Source organism: Flagellimonas sp. B-3, from assembly GCF_056857835.1.
This window is the reverse complement of record NZ_JBSXNW010000024.1, coordinates 1,057,466-1,072,071: the sequence shown is the minus strand read 5'-3', so window position 1 is coordinate 1,072,071 and position 14,606 is coordinate 1,057,466. Positions and strand designations below refer to the sequence as shown.

The window sequence follows — 14,606 nt, the reverse complement described above, 5'->3', positions numbered from 1 at the left end:
CAGTTCGAGCGAGAATAAAACCAGTACATCTCGACTACGCTCGATGTGACAACATAAAGAATCAAAAAAATGGAAAAATTAGTTATAGCCTATAGTGGCGGATTGGATACTTCATACTGTGCCAAATACCTATCGCAAGAAGAAGGTTTTGAAGTACACGCCGTAAGCGTGAACACGGGAGGATTCAGCAAAGCTGAAATAGAGGAAATCGAAGAAAAGGCCCTAGCCTTGGGAGCGACCACCTACACTTCTATCGATGCCGTTGCCACATTTTATGACAAGGTGGTAAAATACCTCATCTTCGGCAATGTACTTCGAAACAACACCTATCCCCTTTCCGTAAGTGCGGAACGAATTGTACAGGCCATTGAAATTGTAAACCATGCCAAAAAAATTGGCGCAAAATACATCGCACACGGTAGTACTGGCGCAGGTAACGATCAGGTTAGATTTGATATGATCTTTCAAATATTGGCACCTGAAATCAAAATCATAACTCCAATCAGGGATAAAAAATTGGCCAGAGAAGAGGAAATAGAATACCTACAAAAAAACGGTATCGACTACTCTTGGGAGAAGGCCAAATATTCTGTGAACAGAGGCTTGTGGGGCACATCGGTTGGTGGTGATGAAACCTTGACCTCCAATCTATCCTTGCCCGAAAGTGCCTACCCGAGCCAGTTGGAGAAGGAATTGCCCAAAGAATTAAAATTGACCTTCAAAAATGGGGAATTGGTGGCTTTGGACGGTGAGACCGACACGCCAGTGGCCAATATCGAAAAATTGTCCGCCATAGCATCCAAATATGCCATTGGTAGGGATATTCACGTGGGCGACACCATTATCGGAATCAAGGGGAGGGTCGGTTTTGAGGCAGCAGCCCCATTGATCATTATAAAAGCACACCATTTGTTGGAAAAACACACCTTGAGCAAATGGCAGCAATACCAAAAAGAGCAAATGGGCAATTTTTATGGGATGCTATTGCACGAAGGAAACTATCTGGACGAGGTAATGCGAAACATTGAAGCCTTTTTGACCGATACCCAGAAACATGTTTCAGGCGATGTATTCGTGACTTTGCATCCGTACCGATTTGAATTGAACGGAATCACTTCCAAACACGATTTGATGAACGCTTCCTTTGGAAGTTACGGAGAAATGAACAAAGGTTGGACCGCCGATGAAGCCAAAGGATTCATCAAAATTTTGTCCAACTCAGGGAAAATTGCAAACCACGTAAACAATAAAGTTTAGGGACCTTCACCCTGAGCGTACTTGCCTGCCGGCAGGCAGGGTCGAAGGGAGAGACCTAATTGGATAAGATTCCCGCCTTCGCGGGAATGACAAAAAGAAAATTATGATAAAAGTAGGAATCATAGGAGGTTCGGGATACACAGGAGGAGAGCTGATCAGGCTGCTACTCAACCATCCCGAAGCAGAAATCGACTTTGTGTACAGCACCACAAGGGCAGGCAAACCCATTACTTCCGCTCATCAAGATTTGTTGGGACAGACGGAATTGAAGTTCTCCGGTGAGGTAAATCCAGAAGTGGATGTTGTTTTTCTTTGCTTGGGACACGGTAATTCGACCTCATTTTTGAACGAGAACAAGTTTTCAGCATCAACAAAAATCATAGACCTCAGCAACGATTTCAGATTACAGGCCGATGCTATTTTTAATGGTCAACGATTTATTTATGGACTTCCCGAATTGAACAAGTCTGCCATACAAGTTGCAGAGGCCATCGCCAATCCCGGTTGTTTTGCCACTGCGATTCAATTGGCATTATTGCCTTTGGCAAAAGCAGGTTTGCTAGGTGATGATGTCCACGTAAACGCAGTTACAGGAAGTACCGGAGCAGGTGTTGGACTGTCCACTACTTCGCATTTTAGCTGGAGAAACAACAACGTTTCCTGGTACAAACCTTTCACCCATCAACATTTGGGAGAAATCGGTGAGAGCCTTGCCTCCTTTGGCAATTCGGTAGGGAAATTATTTTTTCTACCCAACCGAGGAAATTTTACGAGAGGAATTTTGGCCACGGCCTACACCAAATACGATGGCACTTTGGAAGAAGCTCAGCAGTTGTACAACGATTTTTATAAAGATGCTGCTTTTACCCATATCTCTGACGGAGCCTTGCATTTAAAACAAGTGGTGAATACCAACCAGTGCCATATCCATTTGCACAAGCATGATGACCTCCTTTTGGTGACCTCGGCCATTGATAATTTAATAAAGGGCGCATCTGGACAAGCGGTGCAAAATATGAATCTGATGTTCGGTTTCCCTGAAACTGAAGGTTTGTTATTAAAAGCAGGAGTATTTTAAAATAGGTGCCCTGAGCGTACCTGCCTGCCGGCAAAGGCAGGGTCGAAGGGATAAACTTTGAAATAAAATAGATTCCCGTTTTCACGGGAATGACAAATAAAACAACAAATGAAAATAGCCATCATAGGAGCGGGGAATTTAGGACTGGCCATAGCCAAGGGCATTTTGCACAGCAATGGGGCCACCACCATGTACCTCACCAAACGAAACACCAAATCCATTCAGGAGTTTGAAAAATATGGAAATGTAACCGTCACTTCCGACAACCAAGAAGCCGTCAAAAATTCGGACATCCTTGTTTTTGCCGTGCAACCGGGGCATTTTGCATCCATTTTGGAAGAAACCAAAGACCTGCTCACCGAAAAGCATGTGGTGATCAGTACCATTACGGGTTTCAGCATTTCAAAAATTGAGGAAGTCATCGGTACAGATAAATTTATTATCCGAAGTATGCCCAATACAGCCATTTCGGTGGGTAAATCCATGACGTGCATCTGTAGCAATGAACCAGGCAAAAAACGGGTTGACTTGGCCAAGGCCATCTTTAACCGGATGGGTCACACCATGGAAATTCCAGAGTATCAAATGCAGGCGGCGACGGTAATTTGCGCCAGCGGAATCGCGTTTTGGATGCGATTGATACGAGCCACGACACAAGGAGCCATTCAATTAGGTTTTGATGCCAAGGAAGCCCAAGAACTGGCTATGCACACCTGTAACGGAGCTGCAAGTTTATTAATTGAATCCGGTAGCCATCCCGAAGAAGAAATAGACAGGGTTACCACTCCAAAAGGATGCACCATTGAGGGCTTGAACGAAATGGAACACCAAGGATTGAGCTCATCTTTGATCAGAGGAATTGTTTCCTCATTCGAAAAAATCAGCCAAATCAGAAAGGGATAAAAATGTCAGGTCGAACTGTCACATCGAACGGAATCGAAGGACAATTGAGAACGATTTGATACGATTCCCACCTTCGTGGGAAGGATAAAAGAAAAAATATGAAACTATTCGACGTATACCCACTTTACGATGTTACCCCAGTAAAGGCCAAAGGCATTGAGGTCTGGGACGACAAAGGGGAAAAATATCTGGATTTTTATGGAGGACATGCCGTAATTTCCATTGGTCATACCCATCCGCATTATGTAAAGCGAATTAAGGAGCAATTGGACAACATGGCGTTTTATAGCAATTCTGTCCAAAATCCACTGCAAACAGCCTTGGCCCAAAAATTGGGCGAAATGTCCGGATGCGAAGACTACGACCTTTTTATGTGCAATTCAGGAGCCGAAGCCAATGAAAACGCTCTGAAACTGGCCTCGTTCCACACGGGGAAGTCCAAAGTCATCGCATTTACAAATAGTTTCCACGGGAGAACATCTGCTGCGGTCGCTGCCACGGACAACCCGAGCATAAATGCCCCTATCAACAAACAACAAGAGGTAACTTTCTTGACATTGAACGATTTTGATGCTTTTGAAAAGGCCATCAAAAGCGATGATTATTGCGCCGTTATCTTGGAAGCCATCCAAGGTGTGGGCGGATTGGATGAACCTACCACGGAATTCTTCCAGTTTATCGCCAAAAAATGCAAGGAAAATAATGTTGTTCTTATTGCAGATGAAGTACAATCAGGCTACGGACGAAGCGGTAAATTCTTTGCTTTTCAACATCACGGCATTCAACCCGGCATTATTTCCATAGCCAAAGGTATGGGGAACGGCTTTCCTGTTGGCGGTATCTTGATTCATGAATCTTTTAAACCATCGTATGGCCTTTTGGGCACCACCTTTGGTGGCAACCATTTGGCCTGTGCGGCATCTCTGGCAGTTTTGGAGGTTTTGGAAGATGAAAACCTGATAAAAAACGCTGCTGAACTTGGCTCCTATTTCAAGGAAAAAGCTGCGGAAGTACCGGAAATCAAAAATATAAAAGGAAAAGGGTTGATGATTGGACTGGAGTTCGATTTTGAAGTTGCCGCCCTACGTAAAAAAATGATCGTGGAGCAGCACATGTTCACCGGCAGTGCCAAAAACAAGCATTTGTTGCGGTTCTTACCGGCCCTGAACATCACAAAAAGTGATATAGACCTATTCTTTGAAGCGCTCAAAAAAGCATTAAAATGAAGCATTATCTAACAGTTAACGATATAGCATCCCTGCCCGATTGGGTGGACGAAGCAATCAACCTAAAAAAAGACCCGTATCAGTTTGAAGATTTGGGCAAAAGGAAAACCATCTGCTTGTTGTTTTTTAACAATAGTCTCAGAACACGTTTGAGCACACAAAAAGCGGCCATGAGCCTTGGCATGGAAGTAATGATCATGAATTTTGGAAACGAAGGTTGGGCCCTGGAATACGGGGATGGCACTGTAATGGACCAAGGCACTTCGGAACACATTAAGGAAGCTGCGCAAGTGGTTTCCCAATATTCAGATATTGTTGCCATTAGAGCGTTTGCAGGATTAAAGGATAAGGAGAAAGATGAGGCCGAAGAAGTCATCAACGGATTTGCCAAATATGCATCCATTCCCGTAGTGAACATGGAAAGTTCGGTGGGTCACCCGCTTCAGGCTTTGGCAGATGCCATCACTTTGAAGGAGAATGAAACCAAAAAGAGACCCAAAGTCGTGCTTTCTTGGGCCCCTCACCCAAAAGCGTTGCCACATGCTGTTGCCAATTCATTTATTCAGATGATGAAAAAGCAGGATGCTGATTTTGTGATTACCCATCCAAAAGGGTATGAACTCAATCCAGAGATAACCAAGGGTTGTACAATTGAGTATAATCAAGATGAAGCGTTGAAAGATGCCGATTTTGTCTACGTAAAAAATTGGAGCAGCTATTCCGATTATGGAAAAGTGTTGAGCAAAGATACCGATTGGGCCATCACCAAAAAGAAACTAGGCAATGCCAAATTTATGCACTGCCTCCCGGTTAGAAGAAATATGATTGTGGAGGATGCTGTTTTAGACAGCGGGCAATCTTTGGTGGTGGAACAAGCCAAAAACAGAATTTTCTCAGCACAAATTGTATTAAAGAAAATATTGGAAGACATATGAAACTAAAGGGCAAGGTTTGTATAGTTACCGGAGCAACAAGTGGAATGGGGAAATCCATTGCCAAAGGACTTTCTGCCGAAGGAGCTAGCTTGGTACTTTCTGGTAGAAACCAAGAAAGGGGAAAGGCTTTGGAAGAAGAATTGGACAATGCCGTATTTCTGGCAGGCGACATTACGGACCCATCCTATAACAAAAAATTGGTGGAAACGGCCCTGGAGGCCTACGGAAAACTGGATATTCTATTATTGAACGCTGGTATTCTCGGATTAGGGAATGTTCAAGATTTATCCATAGAATCTTGGCAAAAAACCATCAACACCAATTTAAGCTCCATATTTTATCTTTGTAAATACGCTCTACCACACTTACAGAAACAACCGCAAGGCAATATATTGATCAATGCATCAATTGCAGCATTTAAAAGTTTTCCAAATCACCCGGCGTATTGTGCTTCAAAAGCGGCATCTGTTGCCCTAATGAAGCAAATGGCGGTTGATTTTGCGCCAAAAATTAGAGTGAATGCCATTTGTCCCGGCCCTGTGGACACACCTCTATTATGGGAGTCCGCCAAGGCATTTGAACAACCAGAAACTGCTGTGGAAAATGCGAAAAGGACTACATTGTTAAAAAGGTTGGGCACGCCTGAAGATATTACTAAACTTGTACTTTTTTTAGTATCTGATGACAGTTCATGGATTACGGGAACTACAGTTACCATAGATGGAGGGATTATAAATACATAGCATGAAACAAAAATTATCCGTAGTTAAAATAGGCGGAAACCTTATAGAAGATGCCGAAGGGTTTAAGCACGTATTAGAGCTTTTCTCTAAAATGAACGAAAATAAGATTTTAGTTCACGGAGGTGGAAAAAAAGCCACGGAATTGGCAAATCAATTGGGTGTGGAATCCAAAATGGTGAACGGGAGAAGGATTACCAATGCCGAAACCCTGGACATTGCCCTAATGGTGTACGGGGGATTGGTAAGCAAAAAAATAGTAGCCAAATTACAGGCGTTGGGTACCGATGCCATTGGAATGAGCGGAGCCGATGCGAATGCGATCAAAGCCCATAAAAGGCCTAAAAAGAATGTTGATTTTGGTTATGTGGGCGATGTGGATATGGTAAACACCTACGGTATCTTTAAATTGCTTCAGGCTGGTTTTACCCCTATTTTTTGTGCACTTACCCACGATGGCAAGGGACAAATGTTGAACACCAATGCCGACACCATTGCTGCCGAACTTGCCATTGCCATGTCCGACCAATTTGAAACAACACTTTATTATTGCTTCGATAAAAAAGGTGTGCTCCAAGATGTTGAAGATGAAAACTCCGTAATTCAGCACATAGATTCCAAAGGCTATGATGAACTTTTGGCTTATGGAATCATTGCGGACGGAATGCTCCCCAAAATGCACAACTGTTTTTATGCCTTGCGCAACCATGTTGCCAAAGTTTGCGTAGGAAACACCAATATGCTGGAGGCAAACAACTCAGACTATACCACATTGACCTTATGAAAATAACCCAGGACATATTAACGGAAAAAGCCATTGAACTGCTGAAAAAACTCATAAGCATACCCTCTTTTTCAGGTGAGGAAGATAAAACAGGTGATGCCATTGAAGCCTTTCTGCAAAGTTTTGGCGTAAAAACCCAAAGGCAGCACAACAACATTTATGCTTTCAACAAATATTTTGATGAGAGCAAGCCTACCTTGCTACTAAATTCACACCACGACACGGTAAAGCCGAACAGCGCCTATACCAAAGACCCTTTTGATGCTCATATCGAGGACGGTAAACTGTACGGACTTGGCAGTAACGATGCCGGGGGATGTTTGGTATCGCTATTGGCCACTTTTGTTCATTTTTATGAGAAAGAAGGTCTAAATCATAACATAATTGTGGCTGCTACGGGCGAGGAAGAAGATGCTGGAGAAAAAAGTATTAGAGCATTGCTCCCTATCCTTCCAAAAATAGATGTGGCCATCGTGGGCGAACCTACGCTCATGGATTTGGCCATAGCCGAAAAAGGACTGGTGGTTTTTGATGCTGTGGTGGAAGGAACGCCATCCCATGCGGCACATCCCAACGACAACAATGCCATTTACAACACTATTGAGGTGTTACAATGGCTCAAAGATTATTCCTTTGATAAGGTTTCCGATGCGCTGGGGGAGGTAAAATTGACCACTACCCAAATCAATGCCGGGAACCAACACAATGTGGTGCCCGGCCATGTAGATCTGGTGATTGATGTTCGCGTGAACGATTGTTACAGCAATCAAGAAATTGCCAATATTCTCCAGAAAGAAGCACCGTGCAAAATGACGCCTCGATCCTTGCGGCTGAATTCATCGTCCATTGACCCCAATCATGATCTGGTGAAAAGTGGGCTGGCCCTTGGAAGAAAAACCTATGGTTCCCCTACCTTGTCCGACCAAGCTGCACTGACCTGCCAATCGGTAAAATTGGGCCCTGGTGATAGTACAAGATCGCATTCGGCCAACGAATTTATATTTGTCAACGAAATTGAAGAAGGGATAGATATTTACATTAAAACCCTAACGGGATTTTTGCAATAGCACAAAAATTGGGCCCTGAGCCTAGTCGAAGGGCAATACATATCGAAATCATAAGATTCCCGTTTTCACGGGAATGACAAAACTGAAATTATGAAACTCTGGGACAAAGGATTCAGTACCGATAAAAAAATAGACCATTTTACCGTAGGTAACGACCGTGAATTGGATTTGGTATTGGCCAAATATGATGTGATCGCCTCCAAAGCACACGCTAAAATGCTGGGCAAGGTCGGCCTGATTTCCGAAGAGGAAGCCAAGGATTTGACCAAAGCATTGGATGGTATTGCCAAGGACATCCAAAAAGGAAAGTTCGCCATTGAGGATGATTTTGAGGACATGCACTCCAAAATCGAGTTTATGTTGACCGAAAAATTGGGTGATACCGGTAAAAAAATCCATTCTGCACGCTCCCGTAACGATCAAGTTTTGGTAGCCATGCAGTTGTATCTTAAAGATGAGCTTACCGAAATCAAAAATCAGGTAAAGGCTCTTTTTGACTTGCTGATGAATCTTGCGGACAAACACAAAAATGTCTTGCTGCCCGGGTACACCCATCTTCAGATTGCAATGCCGTCTTCTTTTGGGCTTTGGTTTTCTGCTTATGCCGAAAGTTTGGTGGATGACCTGTACTTTGTACAGGCCGCCCATAAAGTTGCCGACCAAAATCCTCTGGGCAGTGCTGCGGGTTACGGCAGTTCGTTCCCTATTGATAGGAGTTTCACCACTGCCGAAATGGAATTCGCTACCCAAAAATACAATGTGGTGGCCGCCCAAATGGGTCGTGGCAAGGTGGAAAAAGCGACGGCTTTCGGGATTTCGAGCGTAGCGGCTACCCTATCCAAAATGGCGATGGACATTTGCCTGTACATGAGCCAGAATTTTGATTTTATCTCCTTCCCCAATGAACTCACCACGGGAAGCAGCATTATGCCGCACAAGAAAAACCCAGATGTGTTTGAACTCATCAGGGGCAAGTGCAATAAAATTCAAGCGGTGCCCAACCAACTCATTTTAATAATGAACAATTTGCCCAGCGGATACCACAGGGACCTTCAATTGGTGAAGGAGGTCATTGTTCCTGCGTTGCAAGATATGCATGCTTGTTTGGAGATGATGACTTTTAGCCTAAAGGAAATCAAGGTAAACAAAGCTATTTTGGACGACCCCAAATATGATTACCTCTTTAGTGTGGACACCTTGAACGAACTTGTAAAAAGTGGCATGCCTTTCCGCGATGCCTATAAAACTATGGGCAAGGCCATAGAAAATGGCAATTTTAAACCAAAACGCGACATTGACCATACCCACGAGGGCAGCTTGGGCAATTTATGTCTAGAGCAGATAAAAGAGAAGATGAATGCTCTGTTCTCTTAAAAAAGGTGCCTACCATATGTAAAACTGACAACATATCATACTTGATCTCACAGGTTCTCCTTTACTAAAATGTCATTTTGACATTTTTCTGAAAAAAAATTAACATTCTGAAAACCTGAATATTAAAAAAATATAAAGAATGCAGCACTGCTGAATTTGGCATTTGATTTGAATGCTTTCATGTGAACTATTTGAATTATTGTCTAACTTTAAAATTTAGCAGTTATGAGTAATTTAGTTGCAACAAAAAATGGAAGTACGGCAAAATCTAATTCGAATGGGCCAACCTTCCCCATGTGGTCTTCTTGGATTGATGAATTGTTCAACAAGGAGTTGCCAACCGTATTTACCTCCAACTTTAACACGGGAATCACACTTCCCAAGGTAAACATTAAGGAAACCAAAGATTCCTACTATGTGGAAATGGCCGTTCCCGGGTTGAAAAAATCCGATTTTACGGTGGACTTGGACAATAAAATTTTGTCCATTAGCGCTGATTCCAAAACAGAAAACCAAGAAAACGAGGACAATCTCATTCGAAGGGAGTTTGGGTATTCATCATTCAAGCGTTCTTTTACGTTGCCAGAAACGGTAAACGAAGACAAGATAAAAGCCGAGTATAAAAATGGTATTTTGAGCATCCATTTGCCAAAGCTGGAAGAAGCCATTCAAAAACCGGCGCGCACCATCAAAATTGCATAAAATTGTTTGGGAGAGGGACCGAAATCGGTCTCTCTTTCAACACAATGTTTTTCACGTGTTTTGTTTAACCAAAATTTGATCCCATGAAAAAATTCGTTGCAGTTTTTTTGCTTTCATTGGTTGGTCTTGGCTGCAATGGTCAGGAAAACACAACTGGGAAAGTTGAGGAAAATCAAAATATGACAGAGCAGCCCAAAGGAAATTGGGAAGTGAAAAAGGAATTTGACAAAGAAGGCAATCTGATTCGTTATGATTCGATTTACTCGTGGTCCTCATCGGATTACACGAACAAATTGGGCGATTTGAACCGGGATAGTTTGTTTTCATCATTTAAATCCAAGTTCTCCAAGCATTTTTCATATTTCAATCAAAATGACTTCAATAATTTTTTTGAAGACGATTCTATTTTTGCCAAACATTTTTTTGAGGAAGACTTTTTTGAAAGTCCTTTGGGCAAAGACTTTATCAATTTAGACTTATTGCACAAACGCATGGAGGAAATGCATAAAAGATTTATGGGGCAATATGTGCCCGAACACAAAGAGGAAGAAAACCAATAAATATAACGTACTCATCCCACCAAAAAAATACCCCTGCACCTTGTACAGGGGTATTTTTTTGATGAAAAATGGATGAAAACAGAAAAGTTTTGGCATAAATTGGGCTGAAAAATTAACCCATCAACTTTCTAACTAGAATTTAAGTCAAACAAAATTGCACTCAGCGTATTTCAGCATAGGCACAAGCATGATACTTGTGCCGGCGAGGGGACGCAAAAAGTCCTTGGTTTTTAAATTACAGCTTACTTTTTTTAATCTTAGCTCAAATCCATCAATCCAAAAGGGCCATTCGTCAATTGGGCCTTGATCTAAACATTAAATTTCTCGAACTTCCCTTTGCTGAACAAGCATTCACCAATTTTTTTGACCATACATTAAAAAATGAACCCCTATTTAGGCAGTGATACTGGTTTGGAAAAAAATAAGAGGAGTCCGCATTTTGGACGCTATCGCCTATGTTTTAATCAAGTATATCCTTTTAGGGAACCATTACATAACAGGCTGGTAATTAAAATCAAAAACACTGTTGAAGCAAGAACAGTTTTTGACAACCTTCCAGAGCACATCCAAATCATCCACTTTTTTAAGCAAAAAAATATACGGGGAAACAAATATTGGGATCTCGATTTTTTTGAAGATGACGATACGTTTTTGGTATTTGAAATGCTTTCCGATGTTATATACATTGCTCTGGAAAATATATACTATAGTGTGGTGGAGTTAGCTCCTTTTATGGAGGATTGCCAATTTTTCGTCTTTTCCAATGGAGATGGAAATACACATTGGATCGATGCGTATTGCATTGAAAGCAATAACGTCACTTTAAACAGAAGTTTTACCGAAAGTGGAACCTATACCGAGCGCTTGGATTTTTATATTAAAAAAGCAGAAGAAAATCCAAAGGACAACAACTTTATAAAGTTTGTTCTGTTTCAACTTTATAATAGTTTGCATTCTTGGACAAAAGGTTTGGAAAAGTATCCCACAAAAAACAGTGCCAACAATTCATCCCTAAAGGGTTCCTACATCTACTATTTGAATAAATTGTACATTATTGATCAAGATTGTCAAGATTTATATGCTTTGAACAATAAATACAATTTCGGTTCCATTGTATAATTTCACTTTTATAATTTGTTTACAAATGTGTTATGCATGGGAGACTTTCCAAAGTATAGATTGTTTACGCACTTTATGAAAATCTACTTGAAAATTATAATTTTCAACAATACAGACACCTCTGTTTTGATGCATTGTTAAAAATCAAAGTAAATTATTACTTTTGCCTCACTAAACAAACAATGATCAACCGACACTTTTCAACCCCCGTTCTCGTGGCTTTTGCCATGCTCTTTTGTACGCTTTCATTAGCCCAAAAGAAGAATGCCGATTACAAAATCCACCTATTTAAAACCAATGAAACCTTCACCATAGATGGTATCGGTGACGAGGCCACTTGGCAAAAGGCAGAAACTGCCAAGGACTTTTTTATGGTATTGCCCATGGACGATCGCAAGGCCACACAGCCATCCGAAGTAAAAATGGCCTATGACGATAAACAACTCTACCTCTTGGCCACCTTTTTTAAAACGCCGGGGAATACCTATGTGGTTGAATCGCTCCGTAGGGACTTTTCCTTTGGAGGCAACGATAATTTTCTATTGTTCATGGACCCGTTCAACAACCAGACCACGGGTTTTAGCTTTGGTGCAAACGCCTATGGAGCGCAGTGGGACGGCACCATGTCCAATGGAGGCAGCATTGACCTTAATTGGGACAGTAAATGGGTGTCCGAAGTACAGAGTTATGAAGACAAATGGGTAGTGGAAATGGCCATTCCCTTTAAATCCATTAGATACGAAAAAGACGTAACGGAATGGGGCGTCAATTTTTCGAGATTGGATCTCAGTACCAATGAAAAATCGAGTTGGACCCCTATTCCAAGACAGTTTCCCACCGCTTCTTTGGCCTATACCGGCACCATGGTGTGGGACAATCCACCGCCAAAGCAGGGACTCAATTATTCCCTTATTCCTTATGTTCTGGGCACGGTGGGCAATTCCAGCATTGACGATATTGATTATGACAATGAATTTAAGGTAGGTGGCGATCTAAAACTGGGGCTTACCTCATCCTTGAATTTAGATTTGACCATCAACCCGGATTTTTCGCAGGTCGAAGCGGACCGCCAAGTGGCCAATTTGACCCGATTTGAGCTTTTTTTCCCGGAAAGACGCCAGTTTTTCCTTGAAAATGCCGACCTCTTCGCCAGTTTCGGGTACGATGAGATTCGTCCTTTCTTTTCACGTAGGATAGGACTGGGCGTCCCCATTATTGCAGGTGCCCGGGTAAGTGGAAACCTTAATAGAAACCTCCGTTTGGGCTTAATGGACATGCAAACCGAGAAAATGGACGAAACAGGGCTTCCCAGTCAAAACTTTGCGGTGCTTTCGTTGCAACAAAAGGTCTTTTCCCGATCCAATATTGGTTTGATGTTTGTAAACAAGGAATCCTTGGACTACGAAGCTATGGCCGACAGCCTAAAAACCGAATACACCAAATTCAACCGAAATTTAGGGTTGGAGTACAACTTGGCATCTGCTGATAACAAGTACAATGGTAAAGTATTTATGCTCAAATCTTTTGGGCCCGATTCCTCTTATAACGGTTTGGCACAAGGCGCACATTTGGAATACAGCAGCCGAAATTGGAACTGGCGCGTACAACAGGAATATATTTCCCCAAATTTTACCTCCGAAGTAGGTTTTGTACCCCGTAATAATTATATCAAGCTGGAAGGTTCCGTAGGGTATCTGTTTTTGCCCGCAAGCGATAAAGTAGTGAGCCATGGTCCGCAGTACACAGGGTTTTATTATTTCAACCCAAGCATGAAATCTACGGATTATGTATCCATTCTAGGGTACGCAGTAAACTTTTTGGACCGTAGCTCTTTAGGGGTAGATGTGTTTAACGAATACGTACAGCTTTTGGCTCCTTTTGACCCCACCAATACCGGCAAAGAGGAGTTGGCAGCCGGTACGCAACACCACTGGAACGGGGTTTATATTTCATATAATTCACGTCCTAAAAGTTTGTTTACCTACAATATGACCACGCGATTGGGCCGCTATTTTTCGGGAGGTTACCGCACCAATATAAATGCGGAATTGGGCTATCGTTTTCAGCCGTATGTGAGTTTGGGTGCTAGACTTAGCTACAATAATTTGGATTTGCCCGAGCCTTGGTACACTACCGATTTTTGGCTCGTGGGCACCGAGGCCGATATTACCTTTACCAATAAACTGTTTTGGAACACGCTGTTCCAGTACAACGAACAAAACAAAAATTTTGGCATCAACTCCAGATTGCAATGGCGCTACGCCCCTGCCTCCGACCTGTTCCTGGTTTTTAACAACAACGAACAACTATCCCCACTGGAAGGTAATTTATGGTCGTTGACGCTGAAGTTTACGTATTGGTTTAATCGGTGATTGGAATTATTTTGGCTAACTTCACTTACCTGTGCCGAACTCCTGCCTGCCGTAGGCAAGGTGTTTCGGTATCGTACGCTAAAAATCATTGAAACGATGTTTAGCTAATTGCCAAAACCATCTGGATCCAAAACTTGTAGTCCCCAGTATTGAGAATCAAAAGAATCTGCTTATTTCCAATTCACCGATTAGATACTTATAGTCCGTAGACTTATTTACATCATAGAGCGAGATTTGCTGAAAATATTTTTGTCCATGACAAACTCTTACAATGAATTAGACCAAGCTCTTTTAAACAATATTGGACAGAGAATAAGAGAGTTACGTGCTAAATCTGGTCTCTCTCAAGAAAAGTTAGCATTTACATGTGATTTAGATAGAACATATATCGGTTCTGTAGAACGCGGTGAACGAAACGTTTCTGTCATTAATCTTCAAAAGATTGCAACTGCTTTGAATGTTGAATTACATGAACTGCTAAACTTTTGA

General features: G+C 42.1%; 14 protein-coding genes. All 14 read left to right on the top strand.

The window, feature by feature from the left end; genetic code table 11:
• The first annotated feature begins 69 nt into the window (after positions 1 to 69).
• The 14 genes from argG (at position 70) to AC13CS_RS17255 (ending at position 14,606) form a co-directional block, all read left to right on the top strand.
• Entirely contained in the window at positions 70 to 1,257 is a 1,188-nt protein-coding gene (argG, locus tag AC13CS_RS17320; RefSeq protein WP_482889011.1) for an argininosuccinate synthase, read from the top strand.
• A 103-nt stretch (positions 1,258 to 1,360) separates the two neighbouring features.
• Positions 1,361 to 2,335 carry an N-acetyl-gamma-glutamyl-phosphate reductase gene (gene argC, locus AC13CS_RS17315; protein ID WP_482889010.1) on the top strand — a complete coding sequence of 325 codons (975 nt, stop codon included), beginning with the start codon at positions 1,361 to 1,363 and terminating at the stop codon, positions 2,333 to 2,335.
• Positions 2,336 to 2,443: 108 nt separating this feature from the next.
• Positions 2,444 to 3,238 carry a pyrroline-5-carboxylate reductase gene (gene proC / locus AC13CS_RS17310; RefSeq protein WP_293165552.1) on the top strand — a complete coding sequence of 265 codons (795 nt, stop codon included), beginning with the start codon at positions 2,444 to 2,446 and terminating at the stop codon, positions 3,236 to 3,238.
• A 98-nt stretch (positions 3,239 to 3,336) separates the two neighbouring features.
• Positions 3,337 to 4,464, top strand: a complete 1,128-nt coding sequence (locus tag AC13CS_RS17305; protein ID WP_482889009.1) for an aspartate aminotransferase family protein — start codon at positions 3,337 to 3,339, stop codon at positions 4,462 to 4,464.
• Positions 4,461 to 5,399 carry a Rossmann-fold NAD(P)-binding domain-containing protein gene (locus AC13CS_RS17300; RefSeq protein WP_482889008.1) on the top strand — a complete coding sequence of 313 codons (939 nt, stop codon included), beginning with the start codon at positions 4,461 to 4,463 and terminating at the stop codon, positions 5,397 to 5,399. Before AC13CS_RS17305 ends, AC13CS_RS17300 begins: the two co-directional genes overlap by 4 nt.
• Positions 5,396 to 6,142: an SDR family NAD(P)-dependent oxidoreductase gene (locus AC13CS_RS17295; protein WP_482889007.1), complete on the top strand. Its 747-nt coding sequence runs from the start codon at positions 5,396 to 5,398 to the stop codon at positions 6,140 to 6,142. Before AC13CS_RS17300 ends, AC13CS_RS17295 begins: the two co-directional genes overlap by 4 nt.
• A 1-nt stretch (position 6,143) precedes the next feature.
• A complete protein-coding gene (gene argB, locus AC13CS_RS17290) occupies positions 6,144 to 6,923 on the top strand; it encodes an acetylglutamate kinase (protein WP_326277557.1) in 780 nt (259 codons plus the stop codon).
• Positions 6,920 to 7,990: a M20 family metallo-hydrolase gene (locus tag AC13CS_RS17285; RefSeq protein ID WP_482889006.1), complete on the top strand. Its 1,071-nt coding sequence runs from the start codon at positions 6,920 to 6,922 to the stop codon at positions 7,988 to 7,990. The genes argB and AC13CS_RS17285 overlap by 4 nt, the downstream gene beginning before the upstream one ends.
• Positions 7,991 to 8,080: 90 nt before the next feature.
• On the top strand, positions 8,081 to 9,364 hold the full coding sequence (gene argH / locus AC13CS_RS17280; RefSeq protein WP_482889004.1) for an argininosuccinate lyase: 1,284 nt from the start codon (positions 8,081 to 8,083) through the stop codon (positions 9,362 to 9,364).
• Positions 9,365 to 9,589: 225 nt separating this feature from the next.
• Positions 9,590 to 10,066, top strand: a complete 477-nt coding sequence (locus AC13CS_RS17275) for an Hsp20/alpha crystallin family protein (protein WP_293165566.1) — start codon at positions 9,590 to 9,592, stop codon at positions 10,064 to 10,066.
• Between the two features lie 83 nt (positions 10,067 to 10,149).
• Positions 10,150 to 10,626, top strand: coding sequence for a hypothetical protein (locus tag AC13CS_RS17270; protein WP_293165568.1), 477 nt, complete (start codon positions 10,150 to 10,152; stop codon positions 10,624 to 10,626).
• Between the two features lie 381 nt (positions 10,627 to 11,007).
• The gene (locus tag AC13CS_RS17265) at positions 11,008 to 11,745 is read left to right on the top strand and encodes a hypothetical protein (protein WP_482889002.1); all 738 of its coding nucleotides are present in this window, start codon (positions 11,008 to 11,010) and stop codon (positions 11,743 to 11,745) included.
• Between the two features lie 182 nt (positions 11,746 to 11,927).
• Positions 11,928 to 14,117, top strand: coding sequence for a DUF5916 domain-containing protein (locus tag AC13CS_RS17260; protein WP_482889001.1), 2,190 nt, complete (start codon positions 11,928 to 11,930; stop codon positions 14,115 to 14,117).
• 255 nt (positions 14,118 to 14,372) lie between these two features.
• Positions 14,373 to 14,606 (top strand): helix-turn-helix domain-containing protein, encoded by a 234-nt coding sequence (locus tag AC13CS_RS17255; protein ID WP_482889000.1) that lies wholly within the window; start codon positions 14,373 to 14,375, stop codon positions 14,604 to 14,606.

What these genes read in the sequence shown, in the direction of transcription:
- argG (WP_482889011.1), top strand. Translation starts at nt 70, where the DNA reads ATGGAAAAATTAGTTATAGCCTATAGTGGCGGATTGGATACTTCATAC.
- argC (WP_482889010.1), top strand. Translation starts at nt 1,361, where the DNA reads ATGATAAAAGTAGGAATCATAGGAGGTTCGGGATACACAGGAGGAGAG.
- proC (WP_293165552.1), top strand. Translation starts at nt 2,444, where the DNA reads ATGAAAATAGCCATCATAGGAGCGGGGAATTTAGGACTGGCCATAGCC.
- AC13CS_RS17305 (WP_482889009.1), top strand. Translation starts at nt 3,337, where the DNA reads ATGAAACTATTCGACGTATACCCACTTTACGATGTTACCCCAGTAAAG.
- AC13CS_RS17300 (WP_482889008.1), top strand. Translation starts at nt 4,461, where the DNA reads ATGAAGCATTATCTAACAGTTAACGATATAGCATCCCTGCCCGATTGG.
- AC13CS_RS17295 (WP_482889007.1), top strand. Translation starts at nt 5,396, where the DNA reads ATGAAACTAAAGGGCAAGGTTTGTATAGTTACCGGAGCAACAAGTGGA.
- argB (WP_326277557.1), top strand. Translation starts at nt 6,144, where the DNA reads ATGAAACAAAAATTATCCGTAGTTAAAATAGGCGGAAACCTTATAGAA.
- AC13CS_RS17285 (WP_482889006.1), top strand. Translation starts at nt 6,920, where the DNA reads ATGAAAATAACCCAGGACATATTAACGGAAAAAGCCATTGAACTGCTG.
- argH (WP_482889004.1), top strand. Translation starts at nt 8,081, where the DNA reads ATGAAACTCTGGGACAAAGGATTCAGTACCGATAAAAAAATAGACCAT.
- AC13CS_RS17275 (WP_293165566.1), top strand. Translation starts at nt 9,590, where the DNA reads ATGAGTAATTTAGTTGCAACAAAAAATGGAAGTACGGCAAAATCTAAT.
- AC13CS_RS17270 (WP_293165568.1), top strand. Translation starts at nt 10,150, where the DNA reads ATGAAAAAATTCGTTGCAGTTTTTTTGCTTTCATTGGTTGGTCTTGGC.
- AC13CS_RS17265 (WP_482889002.1), top strand. Translation starts at nt 11,008, where the DNA reads ATGAACCCCTATTTAGGCAGTGATACTGGTTTGGAAAAAAATAAGAGG.
- AC13CS_RS17260 (WP_482889001.1), top strand. Translation starts at nt 11,928, where the DNA reads ATGATCAACCGACACTTTTCAACCCCCGTTCTCGTGGCTTTTGCCATG.
- AC13CS_RS17255 (WP_482889000.1), top strand. Translation starts at nt 14,373, where the DNA reads ATGACAAACTCTTACAATGAATTAGACCAAGCTCTTTTAAACAATATT.